This is a genomic window from Bacillus xiapuensis (genome assembly GCF_002797355.1).
GTDB lineage: Bacteria > Bacillota > Bacilli > Bacillales > Domibacillaceae > Bacillus_CE > Bacillus_CE xiapuensis.
Window position 1 is genome coordinate 796,659 of the sequence record NZ_KZ454940.1, and the last position, 17,546, is coordinate 814,204.

At 46.2% G+C, this 17,546-nt stretch carries 15 protein-coding genes and 2 other annotated features; all 15 genes read left to right on the top strand.

Annotation, left to right across the window (positions count from 1 at the left end; genetic code table 11):
• Positions 1 to 222: 222 nt before the first annotated feature.
• The 15 genes from spoIIE (at position 223) to lysS (ending at position 16,069) form a co-directional block, all read left to right on the top strand.
• Positions 223 to 2,718 (top strand): stage II sporulation protein E, encoded by a 2,496-nt coding sequence (gene spoIIE / locus CEF20_RS15560; protein ID WP_100332747.1) that lies wholly within the window; start codon positions 223 to 225, stop codon positions 2,716 to 2,718.
• 84 nt (positions 2,719 to 2,802) lie between these two features.
• Positions 2,803 to 3,537: a vWA domain-containing protein gene (locus CEF20_RS15565; RefSeq protein WP_100332748.1), complete on the top strand. Its 735-nt coding sequence runs from the start codon at positions 2,803 to 2,805 to the stop codon at positions 3,535 to 3,537.
• Positions 3,506 to 4,471, top strand: coding sequence for a protein kinase domain-containing protein (locus CEF20_RS15570; protein WP_100332749.1), 966 nt, complete (start codon positions 3,506 to 3,508; stop codon positions 4,469 to 4,471). The genes CEF20_RS15565 and CEF20_RS15570 overlap by 32 nt, the downstream gene beginning before the upstream one ends.
• Before the next feature lie 76 nt (positions 4,472 to 4,547).
• The gene (tilS, locus tag CEF20_RS15575) at positions 4,548 to 5,918 is read left to right on the top strand and encodes a tRNA lysidine(34) synthetase TilS (RefSeq protein WP_100332750.1); all 1,371 of its coding nucleotides are present in this window, start codon (positions 4,548 to 4,550) and stop codon (positions 5,916 to 5,918) included.
• A 24-nt stretch (positions 5,919 to 5,942) separates the two neighbouring features.
• Positions 5,943 to 6,500 carry a hypoxanthine phosphoribosyltransferase gene (gene hpt, locus CEF20_RS15580; RefSeq protein ID WP_198508545.1) on the top strand — a complete coding sequence of 186 codons (558 nt, stop codon included), beginning with the start codon at positions 5,943 to 5,945 and terminating at the stop codon, positions 6,498 to 6,500.
• A 111-nt stretch (positions 6,501 to 6,611) separates the two neighbouring features.
• Positions 6,612 to 8,600 carry an ATP-dependent zinc metalloprotease FtsH gene (gene ftsH, locus CEF20_RS15585; protein ID WP_100332751.1) on the top strand — a complete coding sequence of 663 codons (1,989 nt, stop codon included), beginning with the start codon at positions 6,612 to 6,614 and terminating at the stop codon, positions 8,598 to 8,600.
• Between the two features lie 144 nt (positions 8,601 to 8,744).
• Positions 8,745 to 9,512, top strand: a complete 768-nt coding sequence (locus tag CEF20_RS15590; protein WP_100332752.1) for a type III pantothenate kinase — start codon at positions 8,745 to 8,747, stop codon at positions 9,510 to 9,512.
• Between the two features lie 14 nt (positions 9,513 to 9,526).
• Complete coding sequence (hslO, locus tag CEF20_RS15595) at positions 9,527 to 10,408, top strand: Hsp33 family molecular chaperone HslO (RefSeq protein WP_100332753.1); 882 nt, start codon at positions 9,527 to 9,529, stop codon at positions 10,406 to 10,408.
• Between the two features lie 163 nt (positions 10,409 to 10,571).
• Entirely contained in the window at positions 10,572 to 11,498 is a 927-nt protein-coding gene (cysK, locus tag CEF20_RS15600) for a cysteine synthase A (RefSeq protein ID WP_100332912.1), read from the top strand.
• A gap of 150 nt (positions 11,499 to 11,648) precedes the next feature.
• Positions 11,649 to 12,464: a dihydropteroate synthase gene (gene folP / locus CEF20_RS15605; protein WP_100332754.1), complete on the top strand. Its 816-nt coding sequence runs from the start codon at positions 11,649 to 11,651 to the stop codon at positions 12,462 to 12,464.
• A 5-nt stretch (positions 12,465 to 12,469) separates the two neighbouring features.
• Positions 12,470 to 12,829, top strand: a complete 360-nt coding sequence (gene folB / locus CEF20_RS15610) for a dihydroneopterin aldolase (RefSeq protein WP_100332755.1) — start codon at positions 12,470 to 12,472, stop codon at positions 12,827 to 12,829.
• Between the two features lie 11 nt (positions 12,830 to 12,840).
• A complete protein-coding gene (gene folK / locus CEF20_RS15615) occupies positions 12,841 to 13,368 on the top strand; it encodes a 2-amino-4-hydroxy-6-hydroxymethyldihydropteridine diphosphokinase (RefSeq protein WP_100332756.1) in 528 nt (175 codons plus the stop codon).
• The gene (locus tag CEF20_RS15620) at positions 13,320 to 13,541 is read left to right on the top strand and encodes a helix-turn-helix domain-containing protein (protein WP_100332757.1); all 222 of its coding nucleotides are present in this window, start codon (positions 13,320 to 13,322) and stop codon (positions 13,539 to 13,541) included. Before folK ends, CEF20_RS15620 begins: the two co-directional genes overlap by 49 nt.
• A gap of 6 nt (positions 13,542 to 13,547) precedes the next feature.
• The gene (gene dusB, locus CEF20_RS15625) at positions 13,548 to 14,546 is read left to right on the top strand and encodes a tRNA dihydrouridine synthase DusB (RefSeq protein ID WP_100332758.1); all 999 of its coding nucleotides are present in this window, start codon (positions 13,548 to 13,550) and stop codon (positions 14,544 to 14,546) included.
• 35 nt (positions 14,547 to 14,581) lie between these two features.
• Complete coding sequence (gene lysS, locus CEF20_RS15630) at positions 14,582 to 16,069, top strand: lysine--tRNA ligase (protein WP_100332759.1); 1,488 nt, start codon at positions 14,582 to 14,584, stop codon at positions 16,067 to 16,069.
• Between the two features lie 316 nt (positions 16,070 to 16,385).
• Positions 16,386 to 17,270: a sequence feature (16S ribosomal RNA rRNA prediction is too short), on the top strand.
• A 183-nt stretch (positions 17,271 to 17,453) separates the two neighbouring features.
• Positions 17,454 to 17,546, top strand: a sequence feature (16S ribosomal RNA rRNA prediction is too short).

Consider the following 17,546-nt stretch of genomic DNA (forward strand, 5'->3'; position numbering starts at 1 on the left):
TGACTCCGCCTTCAAGGATGAAGAAGGGAATCAAAAGCTTAAGTGTAAGGGTGCGTCAGCCAGGATGGAGGATGCAACAGTGTGGGATGCGAGATTCCTTCCTTGTTTAAACCTTCATTTTATTGTCGAACGTTTTTTGGAACGAGCCCACTCTTTTTGACAAAGTTTGAACAAAAGCTCCGTTATAATGATCAGCAAAGATTACGAATAGGAGTGTGAACAATGGAGAGAGTGGAAAGAAACTTGGTGGAGCCTGGAAATCACGTAGATTTAGAGGAAACAAAATTAGAAGTGTTCAAGGGGTTGAAAAGCTTTTCTTTGCAGCTGCAGTCGTGGATGCTGGAAAAAGGTTTTATCTTATTGCTAATTGGTTTTCTTTTGGGGCGCGCGTTGATCCTTTCGCATATCACTCCCTTCGCCCTGCCATTCTTTGCTGCTGTCTTTATGCTGAGGAGAGAGTGCGCCCCGCTTGCATTAGTTGGCCTGTTGGCAGGATCTTTGACTTTATCCATTGAACAGATCAGCTATTCCTTTTGTACGGTAGCGGTCTTTCTGCTTTCTTACCGGCTGTTAAAGAAATTTCACAAGGAGGATGCCGTATCCTTGCCTTTTTATGTCTTCTTTACCGTCCTCGGTGTGAAGCTGAGCTTCGCTTATGTGCTGAATGATCAGCTTATAAGCGGATATGATGTTTTAATATCGGCCATTGAATCTTCACTGGCTTTCATTTTGACACTTATATTTATGCAGGCTATTCCGTTTTTATCACTAAATAAGCGGCTGAAAACATTAAAAATAGAAGAAATTGTAAGTTTGATCATTATGCTGGCTTCGATCACCTCGGGAACGATCGGCTGGTCGGTGTACGGCCTTTCCATTGAACATGTTTTTTCAAGGTATTTAGTGCTGATTTTCTCCTTCGTTTCTGGTGCGGCTGTGGGCTCGACTGTCGGAGTTGTAACCGGTTTGATCTTTAGCTTAGCCAGCGTGTCCAGCTTTTTTCAGATGAGCTTGCTGGCTTTTGCCGGGCTGCTCGGCGGGCTCCTAAAAGAATGGAGGAGGGCGGGAGCTGCAGCGGGCTTGCTGACGGCTACGCTGCTTGCGGGAATGTACAGCGAAAGCGGTACTCCCCTTGCTCTATCGCTGTACGAATCATTAGCCGCCATCGCTTTATTATTTTTAACCCCTAAAGCCATCACAGACCAATTGGCGAAGCTCATTCCAGGCACATCCGAGCATTCACAGGAACAGCAGCAATACTTAAGGAAAATGAGAGATGTAACAGCCAACAGAGTCGAACAGTTTTCGGAAGTGTTCCACGCGCTGTCGAAAAGTTTTTCCCAATATAATATAGATATTCTGGATGACTGCGAGGAGCGAGAGCTTGATATCTTCTTAAGTCATGTAACAGAAAAGACCTGTCAAACCTGCTTTAAAAAAGAGCATTGCTGGGCGCAAAACTTTCAGCAGACGTATCATTTAATGAGCGATGTGCTATATGAGCTCGATGAAGGACAAGAAACTTTATCGCAGAAGCTTTCGAAAGAGCTGGACAAGCATTGCTTCCGGGCGAAGCGAGTAGAGGAAGCGATTCAGCAGCAATTAACCTATTATCAAGCGAATCAAAAGCTGAAAAAACAAGTGTATGACAGCAGGAAGCTAGTGGCTGAACAGCTGCGCGGCGTATCGGAGGTGATGAGCGACTTTGCTGAAGAAATTCAGCGAGAGCGGGAAAATCACCACCAGCAAGAAGAGCAAATATTGGAGGCGATTGAATCGTTTGGGATGGAGATTGAACAAATTGATATATATAGTTTACAAAAGAGCAACGTCGATATTGAAATGATTATTCCATATGCGAGCAGTCAGCACGGAGAATGCCATAAGCTGCTCGCTCCGATGCTATCGGATATTTTAGGTGACAATGTCATCGTGCATAAAGAGGAATGTGAAGGCGGCCCGGCCGGCGTTTGCCAGGTGGTGTTTCGCTCAGCTAAGGCCTTCACTGTCGAAACGGGTGCGGCTCATGCAGCGAAAGGCGGAGGGCTGGTTTCTGGTGACAGCTATTCCACAATTGAATTAGGGGCCGGGAAATACGCAGTAGCCATCAGTGACGGAATGGGCAATGGCGAGCGGGCTCATCATGAAAGCCATGAAACCTTGCGCCTGCTGCAGCAAATTTTAAAATCCGGCATTGAGGAAACCGTTGCTATTAAATCGGTGAACTCCATTTTGCAATTAAGAACAACGGATGAAATCTTCTCCACACTGGACTTGGTGATTATTGATTTGCAGGATGCGATGGCTAATTTTCTAAAGGTAGGCTCTACGCCTAGCTTTATTAAAAGGGGCAGCAAAATTATCAAAGTAGAGGCGAGTAATTTGCCCATTGGCATTCTGCAAGAATTTGAGGTGGATGTCGTTAGTGAACAACTGAAATCAGGCGATTTAGTCATCATGATGAGTGATGGCGTGTTTGAAGGACCAAGAAATGTGGAGAACAACGATTTATGGATGAAAAGGAAAATATCGGAATTAGAAACGGATGACCCGCAAATGATAGCCGATCTCCTGATGGAGGAAGTGATTCGGACGAGAGCTGGAGAAATTGAAGATGATATGACGGTAGTGGTGGCAAAGGTAGAGCATAACCTGCCAAAGTGGGCCTCCATACCGGTGCATGTCAGGAATTCTAAAACCAAAAAGAAAATTTCCTGACAGTCGTAAGGCATGAGGTTAAGGTATATTTTCCTTTCGTTTTGGCGAGGATGGAGCTAACGCTAAAAGATGGAGGGGAACTAAATGAAAACAGGTACCATCAAGCAAATCTTGTTGCTGACAGACGGCTGCTCCAACCATGGTGAAGATCCGGTGGCAATGGCTACTTTAGCTGCTGAACAAGGAATCACGGTGAATGTGATCGGCATTATCGGCAACGAGACTGCTCATTCGCGCGGACTGCATGAAATTGATCAGATTGCCTTATCGGGAGGCGGCATCAGCCAGGCGGTCTATGCCTCTCAGCTGTCCCAAACGGTTCAAATGGTGACTAGGCAGGCGATGACCCAAACTCTCCAGGGAGTGGTCAATCAACAATTGAAGCAAATATTCAGCAGCGACACCGCTCTGGAATCCCTGCCGCCAGAAAAGAGGGGAGAGGTGATGGAAGTCGTTGATGAATTAGGAGAGACTGCTAATTTAGAAGTGCTGATTTTGGTGGACATGAGCGCCAGCATGACAGAAAAGCTGCCTACAGTGAAAGAAGCGCTCCTGGATCTTTCCCTAAGCATGAACGCCCGCATGGGAAAAAATCTATTTTCTTTATATATATTTCCCGGGAAAAAGAAAGAGGTCGAACAGCTTTTAGGGTGGACGCCTAAGCTGGATTCAATGACCTCCTTATTTTCCAAGCTTTCGCCGGGCGGCTTAACCCCGACGGGACCGGCCATTCGTGAAGCCATTTCCCAATTTATGAAAAAAAGTCATATTGAAGGCAGGCTGCCTTATGATGATGAATACATCGAAAGATCCATTTAACATAGGGCGGGGCACAGTCATTCGCGGGAAGTGGCACCAGAATGTTTATATTGTCGAACGGAAGTTAGGAAGCGGAGCAACAGGAGAGGTTTACTTAGTCAAAACGAAAGAAGGCTCAGCCGCTTTAAAGCTCAGCAGGCAATTATCACTGACATCTGAAATGAACGTGCTGAAGGCGTTTGATAAGGTCCAGGGGTCTTCCCTCGGGCCTTCTTTGTTAGATGCTGACGATTGGGAGCAGAATGGGAAAGTCCTGTCCTTTTATGCGATGGAATTCATACAGGGGCCAACGCTATCGGCTTTTATTGAGCGCAGGGGAACTGCTTGGATTGGGATTCTGCTGTTGCAGCTGCTTGAAAATTTGCACGCCCTCCATCATCAAGGCTGGATATTCGGTGATATTAAACCAGATAATTTAATCGTATCCGGCCCGCCTTTTCGGATCCGCTGCATAGATGTAGGGGGTACAACTAAGCATGGGAGAGCGGTGAAAGAGTATACCGAGTTTTTTGACAGAGGTTACTGGGGCGGTGGATCCAGAAAGGCGGACCCGGCTTATGATTTGTTTGCCTCGGCCATGGTGGCTGTTAATCTTGTATACCCAAGAAGATTTGCAAGAGATGAAAGCGGCGTAAATCAGCTGATTGTACGCATTAAGCAAAAGCAAGAACTGTTGCAATACAGCCATGTGCTGATTAAAGCTGTACAAGGACAGTATCCAACTGCACTCGCCATGCGCAGAGAGCTGATGGAAGCATTGACCCCGAATACATCGGTAGAAAAACGGGTAAAAACAAATGAAAAGGAAAGCCGGATGAGGCGAACCGCCCACAAGAAGAGAAGGAAGCATAATAGCTTTTTAAAATCGGCTGTGGTGATTCTAGCCATTACTGCCTTGTATATCCTGTATATTTTGGCTGAATTGCTCGTTTGACCAATTTCTTTTGTTTTTCATTAAAAGAAAGTGTTACTATAGTCATTATAAGAATAAAGATCGGGAAGAGGCTTATATGCAAGAATTTGAAAAGCAAGTTGAACGATTTATTGAACATCATCAATTAATTCGACCAGGCGATCGGATTGCGGTTGGGGTTTCCGGGGGGCCGGATTCACTGGCGCTGCTTTCTTACTTAGCAAAAAAGCGCGAAGCTTTCGGCATTGAAATCTTCGCTCTTCATCTTGATCATATGTTTAGGGGAGAAGAATCGTATGCGGAATTGAAGTTTGTTGAAAACTTTTGCCAATTAAGAGAAATTCCCTTCATGGCCGATCGGATAGATGTCCGCAAACTAATAGAATCCTCCTCCATGGGGCTTCAAGAAGCAGCTCGCCATGTCCGGTACCACTTTTATGAGCGGGGGATGGCCGAGTTTTCCGCCAATAAGCTGGCGTTAGCCCATCACGGAGACGATCAGGTTGAAACCATCTTGATGCAGTTAACAAAGGGAGCCGGAAGAAGGATCGGAATTCCGGTGCGCAGATCGTTTGCCAATCAGGAAATGATTCGGCCGCTGCTTTCTGTCAATAAAGAAATGATTGAGCAGTATTGCGTGCAGGAAAAACTTGATCCTCGCAGAGATCCCAGCAATGAGAAGATGGACTACATGCGAAACCGTTTCCGGCATCATCTTCTTCCTTTTTTAAAGAAAGAAAATCCAAGGGTGCATGAACATTTTCAGCGATTCAGTGAAGAACAGGCGGAAGATGAACAGCTGTTACGTGAATGGACAGCTGAGAGCATGCAGCATGTGTGGGAAAAGAATGGAAGCGGGGCCAAATTAAAGGTTCGGGCGTTTTTAGAAGTGCCTTTGCCTTTACAAAGAAGAGGGATTCATCTAATATTAAACTATCTTTACAAAGGTAAAATAGCGTATTCCTTCATACATATTCAGCAGATTTTACAGCTGTTAAAGGAAGATCAACCTTCTGGAAGTCTGAATCTTCCTCACGGATTGCAGGTTCACCGTGAGTATAATGAATGTTTTTTCAGCTTTGAGATGAACGTAAGGAAGGACTATGTATTTACATTAGACGTCGGGGAACGGGTCGATTGGCCGTTCGGCGGCTCGTTTTTTTTGACAGATGAGCTGCCTGTGCCTGCTGGGGGTGCCGATTGTCTGCGGCTGGATCAGCAATCCGTCAAGCTGCCTTTATATGTGCGAACCAGAAGCGCGGGAGACAGGATCTCATTAAAGGGCATGAACGGAACGAAAAAGCTAAAACGCCTGTTTATCGATGAGAAAATCCCGCGCATAAAGCGGGATCAATGGCCGGTCATTGCGGACAGCAGCGGTAAAGTCCTGTGGGTACCCGGACTCAGGAAGTCCAAGTATGATCGGGCCGACGCCGGCAATTATTTCACTTTAATTTACAATAAGTAACCATCTTCTAGGAGGCTAACAAAATTGTTGAATCAGGATATTGAAAAAATACTGATTTCTGAAGACGAAATTCAGGAAAAGATTAAAGAGCTGGGCAGCCAGCTGACGGAAGAGTACAAAGACAAATTCCCCCTTGTTATCGGCGTGCTGAAGGGAGCCATGCCTTTCATGTCCGACCTGATTAAACGGATGGACACCTATTTGGAAATGGACTTTATGGATGTTTCCAGCTATGGCCGCTCCACCACTTCTTCCGGTGAAGTGAAAATTGTGAAAGATCTTGATACTTCCGTAGAAGGAAGAGACATTCTTATTATAGAAGACATCATCGACAGCGGCTTAACGCTGAGCTATTTAGTGGAGCTTTTCCGCTACAGAAAAGCTAAATCCATTAAAATTGTGACGCTTTTAGATAAACCGACAGGACGCAAAGCTAAGATTGCGGCTGATTTGGTAGGCTTTAAAGTACCTGATGCGTTCGTCGTCGGCTACGGTCTCGATTTTGCTGAGAAATACCGCAATCTTCCATACATTGGTGTGCTGAAGCCGGAAGTTTACAAAAAAACGGACGAGCAATCATAAGGCTGAGCTGCCTAAATGGAGATGCTGGACGTCATGCCTAACAGTTGTAATGCCAAGTTTTTCTATGATAGTATTGAGTACAGTATTTTTTACCGTGGGAGGAGGTAAGGGATGAATCGGATATTTCGATATACCATATTTTATTTATTAGTATTTCTTGTGATTATTGGTGTTGTGAGCTATTTAAACAACGGTAATCAGCCAAATAAAAATATAACGTATAATGAATTTATTTCCATTCTGGAGAAGGATGAAGTCGCTTCATTTTCCATGCAGCCTGAAAGAGGTGTGTTTGAAGTTCGCGGCCAGCTGAAGGGCGCGGGCAAAGACGAGTATTTCCTTGCTTACGTGATGAACAGTGAGTCCATGATGGACCGGGTGGATAAAGCTGCTAAAAGCGCGAAAGTAGAAGTGCTTCCTGCTAAAGAAACGAGCGGATGGGTCTCTTTCTTTACAACGATCATTCCGTTTTTAATCATCTTCTTGCTGTTCTTCTTCTTGCTGAACCAAGCGCAAGGCGGAGGCAGCCGAGTGATGAACTTCGGCAAAAGCAAAGCGCGTTTATATAATGATGAGAAGAAGAAAGTGCGCTTTAAAGATGTAGCTGGCGCAGATGAAGAAAAGCAGGAGCTTGTTGAGGTTGTGGAATTCTTAAAGGATCCCCGCAAGTTTTCAGAGCTTGGGGCCAGAATCCCTAAGGGCGTGCTGCTGGTAGGACCTCCAGGTACAGGTAAAACCTTGCTTGCGAGAGCCGCTGCTGGGGAAGCGGGTGTACCGTTCTTTTCGATCAGCGGTTCAGATTTCGTAGAGATGTTTGTCGGAGTCGGGGCCTCCCGGGTTCGAGATTTATTTGAAAACGCGAAGAAGAATGCTCCCTGCATGATCTTTATCGATGAAATCGATGCGGTAGGCCGCCAGCGCGGAGCCGGTCTTGGCGGAGGACACGATGAGCGCGAGCAAACTTTGAATCAGCTGCTTGTTGAGATGGATGGATTTAGCGCGAATGAGGGCATTATCATCATCGCGGCGACTAACCGTCCGGATATTCTAGACCCTGCTTTGCTGCGGCCGGGCCGTTTTGACCGCCAGATTACGGTGGACCGTCCGGATGTTACAGGCCGTGAAGCTGTTCTGCGCGTACATGCCCGCAATAAACCGCTTGATGAATCGGTGGATTTAAAAGCGATTGCGGCCAGAACACCTGGATTTTCAGGAGCGGATCTGGAAAACTTATTAAATGAAGCTGCCCTTGTTGCCGCCCGCCGCGACAAGAAGAAGGTAGATATGCGTGATATTGATGAAGCGACAGATCGCGTCATTGCCGGACCTGCTAAGAAGAGCCGGGTCATTTCTCAAAAAGAAAGAAAGATTGTGGCTTTCCACGAAGCGGGACATACAGTGATCGGTTTAGTGCTTGATGAAGCTGAAATGGTGCATAAAGTCACGATCGTTCCCCGCGGGCAAGCTGGCGGATATGCGGTGATGCTTCCGAAAGAAGATCGCTATTTCATGACAAAGCCAGAATTGCTTGATAAGATTACCGGCTTGCTTGGCGGACGCGTAGCGGAAGATATTATTTTCGGTGAAGTATCCACCGGTGCCCACAATGACTTCCAACGCGCAACGGGCATTGCCCGCCGCATGGTCACGGAGTTTGGAATGAGCGATAAGCTCGGTCCGCTTCAATTTGGCCAAAGTTCAGGCGGTCAAGTGTTCCTTGGCCGAGACTTTAATAATGAACAGAATTATTCAGATGCGATTGCTTATGAAATCGATCTTGAAATTCAGCACATTATTAAAAACTGTTACGAACGAGCAAAAGAAATTTTAACAGAGAATCGCGATAAGCTTGAAATTATCGCTAATACTCTTCTCGAAGTGGAAACCTTAGATGCGGAACAAATTAAACATCTAATCGATCACGGCAGTTTGCCTGAACGCAGCTATGCTGAAGATAAAAATGAGAAGACCGTTCAGGGTGATCAAGTCAAAGTGAACGTTCAGAAGAAGGAGGAGTCTGTTCGGGCGGAAGACGCGAAAGAGCCTGAAGACAGAGACAGCTCTTCTTCTGTGAATAAAGGTGAAGAACCGAAAAGCTAATCCCAGAAAGGCACCGATATTCTTTTGTCGGTGTCTTTTTTTCTTTTATAAAAGCCTGGAAGAAGTGCAATAATGCGGTTGAGGGCTTTCTGTGATATGATGAAGGGCAGCAATTAAAAAGTATATGTAGGTGTGGTGAGAACGTTGATATTTGTGTTGGATGTAGGGAATACCAATACTGTATTAGGTGTATACGAAAACGAAAATTTAAAATACCACTGGCGTATGGAAACGAACCGCAATAAAACGGAAGATGAATACGGGATGATCATCAAGAGCTTATTTCAGCATGTAGGCCTTGCTTTGTCGCAAATTGACGGCATGATTATTTCTTCTGTTGTCCCGCCTATTATGTTTTCTTTGGAGAAAATGTGTCAAAAATATTTTCATATAAAGCCTCTTATAGTTGGGCCGGGCATCAAGACAGGACTGAATATTAAATATGAAAACCCGCGCGAAGTCGGGGCGGATCGCATTGTCAATGCGGTTGCAGGCATTCATGAATACGGGAGCCCCCTGATTATCGTTGATTTTGGCACGGCAACGACCTACTGTTATATCGATGAAGGCGGCCATTATATGGGAGGGGCGATTGCGCCGGGCATCAATATTTCAACCGAAGCGCTATATTCCAGAGCGGCGAAGCTCCCAAGGATTGAAATTGTCCGGCCGGATCATATCGTCGGCAAGAATACGGTAGCGGCGATGCAAGCAGGTATTCTATACGGCTATGTCGGACAAGTAGACGGCATTGTCAGCCGCATGAAAGCTCAGAGCAAAAAGCAACCCACGGTGATTGCTACAGGGGGGCTGGCTCCGCTGATTGCTGAAGAAACGAGCAGCATTGATGTCGTAGATCCTTTTCTGACATTAAAGGGATTATGTCTGATTTATAAACGAAACATGAGATAGAAAGGAGCCTTCTGATGAGCGATTATTTAGTGAAAGCTATAGCCTTTGAAGGGCAAGTTCGCGCGTATGCGGCCCGCACAACGGAAACAGTGGGAGAAGCGCAAAGAAAGCATTATACGTGGCCGACGGCTTCTGCAGCACTGGGCCGTACAATGACGGCCGGTGTCATGATGGGAGCTATGAGTAAGGGCGAGGAGAAAATCACGATTAAAATACAAGGCGGCGGACCGATCGGCGCTATTTTAGTTGATGTCAACGCAAACGGGGAGGTTCGCGGATACGTCACCAATCCGCAAACCCATTTTGATCTGAATCAGCAAGGAAAGCTGGATGTTCGCCGGGCAGTAGGAACAGACGGGACGCTGACGGTAGTGAAGGATGTAGGTCTCAAAGATCATTTTAGCGGGCAGACGCCGATCGTATCCGGTGAAATTGCAGAAGACTTCACATACTATTTTGCTGTGTCTGAGCAAGTGCCATCTTCTGTCGGAACAGGAGTGCTTGTGAACCCTGACAACACGATTCTGGCAGCCGGAGGATTTATTATTCAAATCATGCCGGGTGCGGAAGAGGAAACGATTGAGCAAATTGAACAAAGAGTGACGAATATGACGCCGATCTCCAAGCTGATCGAACAAGGCTTAACTCCCGAAGAGATTTTGTTTTACATTTTAGGAAAGGAAAATGTCAAGCTGCTGGATACTGTGCCCGTTCGCTTTCAATGTAATTGCTCCAAGGAGAGATTCGGCCGCGCGATCACAGGTCTTGGCAAAGAAGAAATCGCGGCCATGATTGCCGAAGACGGCCAAGCGGAAGCCCAGTGTCACTTCTGTAATGAAAAGTACGTATTTACTAAGTGCGAGTTGCAGAAGATGAAAGACGAAGCGAAATCTTAAAAAATTAAATCGTCGGCAAGAAAACCTGTTAAGGCAACGGCTTTGCAGGTTTTTTTAACAAGCAGCTAGAAAAGAATTATATGAGTAAATAGATTGACATTTCGCAAAATAAATGGTAAATTCTATATAACCAATAAAAATACTCGGTATTAAGGTGGGGAAAATAATGCGTATAGCAAATTCAGTAGCTGAATTAGTCGGTGAAACACCGATCGTTAAGTTAAACAGAACCGTGGATGAAAACAGTGCAGACATATATTTGAAGCTTGAATATATGAATCCTGGAAGCAGTGTGAAGGACAGAATTGCTTTGGCGATGATTGAAGCAGCAGAGAAACAAGGCGGTTTGCAAGAAGGCGGAACGATCATTGAACCTACAAGTGGAAATACAGGTATCGGCCTAGCGATGATTGCTGCAGCCAAAGGGTACCGCGCCATTCTGGTCATGCCTGATACGATGAGCATGGAGCGCCGCAACCTGCTTCGCGCTTATGGAGCGGAGCTTGTGCTTACCCCAGGTTCTGAAGGGATGGGGGGAGCCATTCGCAAAGCAAAAGAGCTTGCGGATGAGCACGGCTATTTTATGCCGCAGCAATTTGAAAATGAAGCCAACCCGGAAATTCACCGGCTGACAACAGGAAAAGAAATCGCAGAACAAATGGATCAGCTGGATGCATTTATTGCTGGAATCGGAACAGGCGGAACGATTACGGGTGCCGGACAGGTGCTGAAAGAGAAATTTAAAGATATTAAAATCTATGCGGTTGAACCAGCAGGATCACCCGTGCTGTCCGGAGGAAAACCTGGCCCTCATAAGATTCAAGGAATCGGTGCCGGCTTTGTTCCTAAAGTATTAGACACAGACATTTATGATGAAATCATTCGAATAGAGAATGAAGAGGCGTTTGAAACTGCCCGTCAAGTAGCCAGAGAAGAGGGAATTCTTGGCGGTATTTCTTCAGGGGCTGCCATTGCCGCTGCTCGCCAAATAGCCGCTAAGCTTGGAAAAGGCAAAAAAGTACTGGCAATCATTCCAAGTAATGGAGAACGTTATTTAAGTACACCGCTCTATCAATTTAATGACAAATAATGTATAAAGGCAAAAGAGCAGGCTGCTTGTGCGGCCTGCTTTTTTATTATTGATCGCAAGTCTTCTATTTCATCCGCTCTGCTTTTGTTCAGTTGAGTATGTTCTCGTGGTAAAATGAGAAGAGGCTGAGAAGCGAGAGGAGTTTTTTGGATGAAAGTACAGGCAGGATCACATCTTTTAGACTTTGATAAAAAAACGCATATTATGGGGATCTTAAATGCAACCCCTGATTCTTTTTCAGATGGCGGCTTATTCTATGACGAGAAGAAAGCCGTCGATCATGCCAAGGAGATGGCGGAAACGGGTGCCGATATTATCGATATTGGAGGGGAGTCGACTCGCCCTGGACATACCCCTCTTTCCCTTAACGATGAATTGAAAAGAGTATTGCCGATAATTAAAGAAGTGGCATCCCAAGTCAATAAGCCAATATCGGTCGATACGTACAAAGCAGAAACAGCCAGACAGTCTCTAGAGGCAGGTGCTCATATCATCAATGATATTTGGGGAGCGAAAAAAGACCCAGAAATTGCAGCTGTTGCGGCGGAGTACAACGCTCCGATTATTTTAATGCACAACCGCGAGGATATGAATTACCAAGCTTTCGTTCGCGATGTCTTAATGGACTTATATGATAGCATTAATCTCGCGGTGAAGGCGGGGGTGCAGGAAGACCAAATAATTCTCGATCCGGGAATAGGATTTGCCAAGACAATGGAGCAAAATCTAGACATGATACGCCAGCTGGATAAGATTGCGGCTCTTGGCTTTCCGGTGCTTTTAGGTCCTTCGCGCAAGAGGGTGATCGGCCATGTTCTTAATCTTCCTGTAGAAGAAAGAATGGAAGGGACCGGGGCTGCATGCTGCTATGGTATAGAAAAGGGATGCGCCATCTTGCGTGTGCACGATGTCAAACCTATTAGCCGCATGGCGCGAATGACGGATGTATTGATGGGGAAGGGGTGAGGTGCATGGATAAGATTTATATGACTGGCATGGAGTTTTATGGATATCATGGAGTTTTTCCCGAAGAAACCAAGCTTGGACAGCGTTTTCGCGTCGATGTGATAGTAGAATTGCCGCTTAAGAAAGCGGGAGAGACAGATGAATTGCAGTACTCTGTGAACTACGCAGAGGTTTTTCAAGTGTGTAAAGAAGTTGCAGAGGGAGAGCCTTGTAAGCTGGTTGAAGCAGTTGCTGAGAAGATTGCAGCCTCTCTTTTGGAGACGTTTTTATCTGTTCATGCTTGCACGGTGAAAGTGATTAAACCGGACCCGCCTATCCCTGGCCATTATCAACATGTCGCAGTTGAAATAACACGAACGAGATAGAAGGATGAATGATGAAAAATACAGCATACTTGTCATTGGGAACCAATCTTGGCGATCGGTTATCCAATTTACACTCCGCTCTGTCCGCTATTGAGATGGAGAAAGGAATAAAAATAGAAAAGGTTTCATCCGTCTATGAAACGGATCCAGTCGGCTACACGAATCAGGCCCCGTTTTTGAATATGACGATCAGAATACAGACGTCATTATCCCCGGAAGAACTGTTAAATCGATGTCTTTCTATTGAACGAAAGCTGGGAAGAATAAGGGAATTCAAATGGGGGCCAAGAATAATAGACCTTGACATTTTAGTATATAATCAAGACAATATTAAATCAGAGAAACTAATCATTCCGCACCCGAGAATGCACGAACGAGCTTTCGTGCTTATTCCATTATTAGAGATAGATCCAACATTTTGCTTTCCAGGAACGCGCATACTGCTTAAAGAAAGAGTAAAAAGCATTCAAGGAAAAGAAGGTGTACGGTTATGGAAACCGATCAATGGGGACGGCGCATTCGAGCTTTTAGAAAACTGAAGGGCTATACCCAGGAGCGGCTGGCTCAGAAATTGGGGCTATCCATTTCGGTGCTGGGGGACATCGAACGAGGGTACCGCCCGCTTTCGAAAGAGCTTATGCAGCAAATTGCTGATGAGCTTCAGATTCAAGCGGATGAGCTTCGCCCGCCAAAGAATAAAGTAGAAAGGTGATTATATATGTTAAAAATCGGAAATATCGAAATGAAAAATCCGGTTGTTCTCGCCCCGATGGCAGGAGTGTGTAATTCTGCTTTTCGTTTAACAGTGAAGGAATTCGGCGCGGGATTGGTTTGCGCTGAGATGGTTAGCGATAAAGGGATTGTTTTTCAAAACGAAAAGACCCTTGATATGTTATATATCGATGAAAGAGAGAAACCGCTTAGTCTGCAGATCTTTGGCGGTGAGAAGGAATCGCTTGTTCAGGCGGCCAGCTTTGTGGATAAAAACACAAATGCTGATATTATTGACATTAATATGGGCTGTCCTGTACCGAAAATTACGAAATGCGATGCCGGAGCTAAATGGCTGCTTGATCCTAATAAAATTTATGAAATGGTCTCCGCCGTCACGGAAGCGGTTGATAAGCCTGTCACAGTGAAAATGCGCATGGGCTGGGATGAAGATCACATTTATGCAGTACAAAATGCTCAAGCCGTTGAAAGAGCAGGAGGCAAAGCGGTATCGCTTCACGGCCGCACACGCGTACAAATGTATGAAGGCCATGCCAACTGGGATATCATTAAGGAAGTGAAACAAGCTGTGAATATTCCTGTGATCGGCAACGGCGATGTTAAAACGCCTCAGGATGCGAAGCGTATGCTTGAAGAAACAGGTGTGGACGGCGTGATGATTGGACGTGCCGCTCTAGGTAATCCATGGATGATTTATCGTACCGTACATTATCTGGAAACGGGTGAGCTGATGGGTGAGCCTTCCGCGCGTGAGAAAGTGGAGGTGTGCTTACTCCATCTCGACCGTTTAATTCAATTGAAAGGTGAATTTATCGCCGTTCGAGAAATGCGTAAGCATGCTGCGTGGTATTTAAAAGGCATTCGCGGCAACGCCCGCGTGCGCAAAGCGATTAACTTATGTGAGACTAGAGATGACCTTGTAAATCTTCTGTCCGGTTTTGTGCAGGAAGTGGAAGAGAAAGAAGATTCTATTCAAGCTGGATAAAACGCAGGGCGATATTAGATATAGGAGTGAACAAAATGAGTCACGAAGATGTGAACGACCAATTATTGGTCAGAAGAGAGAAAATGCAAGCATTAAGAGACAAAGGGCTGGACCCATTTGGCAAGCGCTTTGAACGCACTCATTCAGCTCAAGCGATCATCGGCGAATTTGATCAGTTCTCAAAAGAGGAGCTGGAAGAGAAAGGTGCCGTGGTCAAGATTGCTGGCCGTGTGATGACGAAGCGCGGGAAAGGCAAAGCGGGATTTGCTCACATTCAGGATCTATCGGGCCAAATTCAAATTTATGTCCGTAAAGATACCGTGGGAGAAGAAGCGTACGAAGTATTTAATATGACCGATTTAGGGGATATTGTTGGGGTAAGCGGGACCGTTTTCAAAACAAAAGTAGGAGAGCTATCCATTAAAGTCAGTCATTATGAATACTTAACGAAAGCTTTACGTCCTCTTCCGGATAAATTTCACGGTTTGAAAGATGTAGAGCAGCGCTACCGCCAGCGGTACTTAGATTTGATTACCAGCCCGGAAAGCCAGCAAACATTTATCGCCCGCAGCCGTATCATCCAGTCGATGAGACGCTATTTAGATGAACACGGGTATCTGGAAGTCGAAACGCCAATGATGCATGCCATCGCCGGCGGTGCGGCTGCGCGTCCTTTTATTACGCACCATAATGCGCTGGACATGGAATTGTACATGCGAATCGCGATTGAATTGCATCTGAAACGTCTGATTGTGGGCGGCATGGAGAAGGTATACGAAATTGGCCGCGTCTTCCGAAACGAAGGAGTTTCTACACGCCATAATCCGGAGTTTACGATGATCGAGTTGTATGAAGCATACGCCGATTATCAAGATATCATGACCTTAACAGAAAATCTGATCGCTCATATTGCAAAAGAGGTGCATGGAACAACCACTGTGCCGTATGGTGAGCATCAAGTCGATCTAAAACCGAAATGGCGGCGCTATCACATGGTAGATGCAGTGAAAGAGTACACGGGTGTGGACTTTTGGCAGCAGATGACCGACGAAGAAGCGCGTCAACTAGCGAAAGAACACGGGATTGAATACAAGGAAACTATGCAATATGGTCACATTGTGAACGAATTCTTTGAACAAAGAGTGGAAGAGAAGCTCATCCAGCCAACATTTATTTATGGTCATCCGGTAGAGATTTCTCCGCTGGCTAAGAAAAACGAGGAAGATCCGCGTTTCACAGATCGCTTTGAGCTGTTCATTGTCGGCCGAGAACATGCGAACGCATTTACCGAGCTCAACGACCCAATCGATCAGCGGCAGCGCTTTGAGGCTCAGCTGAAAGAGAAAGAACAGGGGAATGACGAAGCGCATGAAATGGACGAGGACTTTATCGAGGCGCTTGAGTACGGGCTTCCTCCTACAGGCGGTCTAGGAATCGGTGTCGACCGGTTAGTTATGCTGTTAACCAATTCTCCTTCCATTCGCGATGTGTTGCTTTTCCCGTTAATGAGACATAAGGAATAGAGCAATCAACAAAGGGCGCTGATCAGCGCCCTTTGTTGATTGTGAAAGGAGTTAATCGATTTACAATGAATCTATAAAAAAAGCAAAAAAATGCTTGCTTGCAGGGAGAAGAAGTGGTATATTTATATTCGTTGCTAACAGCAGAAAGATTTAATTCAACTTAATTTAAAAAAACCATTGACGACACAAAGGTTAAATGGTAAGATAATTGAGTCGCTAAAAAATAGCAACGATATTGATCCTTGAAAACTGAACAAAATAAACGTCAACGTTAATTCAATTTATTATTATGAGCTAAGCAAACAATCTTATCGGAGAGTTTGATCCTGGCTCAGGACGAACGCTGGCGGCGTGCCTCATACATGCCAGTCGAGCGGACTTAGCGGGAGCTTGCTCCTGCTTGCGTCAGCGGCGGACGGGTGAGTAACACGTGGGTAACCTGCCTGTAAGATGGGGATAACTCCGGGAAACCGGGGCTAATACCGGATAAGTTCTTTCTTCGCATGAAGGCAGATTGAAAGGCGGCTTCGGCTGTCGCTTACAGATGGACCCGCGGCGCATTAGCTAGTTGGGGAGGTAACGGCTCACCAAGGCGACGATGCGTAGCCGACCTGAGAGGGTGATCGGCCACACTGGGACTGAGACACGGCCCAGACTCCTACGGGAGGCAGCAGTAGGGAATCTTCCGCAATGGACGAAAGTCTGACGGAGCCACGCCGCGTGAGTGAAGAAGGTTTTCGGATCGTAAAGCTCTGTTGTCAGGGAAGAACAAGTGTCGGAGTAACTGCCGGCACCTTGACGGTACCTGACCAGAAAGCCACGGCTAACTACGTGCCAGCAGCCGCGGTAATACGTAGGTGGCAAGCGTTGTCCGGAATTATTGGGCGTAAAGCGCGCGCGGGCGGTCTTTTAAGTCTGATGTGAAAGCCCACGGCTCAACCGTGGAGGGTCATTGGAAACTGGAAGACTTGAGTGCAGAAGAGAAGAGCGGAATTCCATGTGTAGCGGTGAAATGCGTAGAGATGTGGAGGAACACCAGTGGCGAAGGCGGCTCTTTGGTCTGTAACTGACGCTGAGGCGCGAAAGCGTGGGGAGCGAACAGGATTAGATACCCTGGTAGTCCACGCCGTAAACGATGAGTGCTAAGTGTTGGAGGGTTTCCGCCCTTCAGTGCTGCAGCTAACGCATTAAGCACTCCGCCTGGGGAGTACGGCCGCAAGGCTGAAACTCAAAGGAATTGACGGGGGCCCGCACAAGCGGTGGAGCATGTGGTTTAATTCGAAGCAACGCGAAGAACCTTACCAGGTCTTGACATCCTCTGACCGCTCTGGAGACAGAGCCTTCCCCTTCGGGGGACAGAGTGACAGGTGGTGCATGGTTGTCGTCAGCTCGTGTCGTGAGATGTTGGGTTAAGTCCCGCAACGAGCGCAACCCTTGATCTTAGTTGCCAGCATTCAGTTGGGCACTCTAAGGTGAC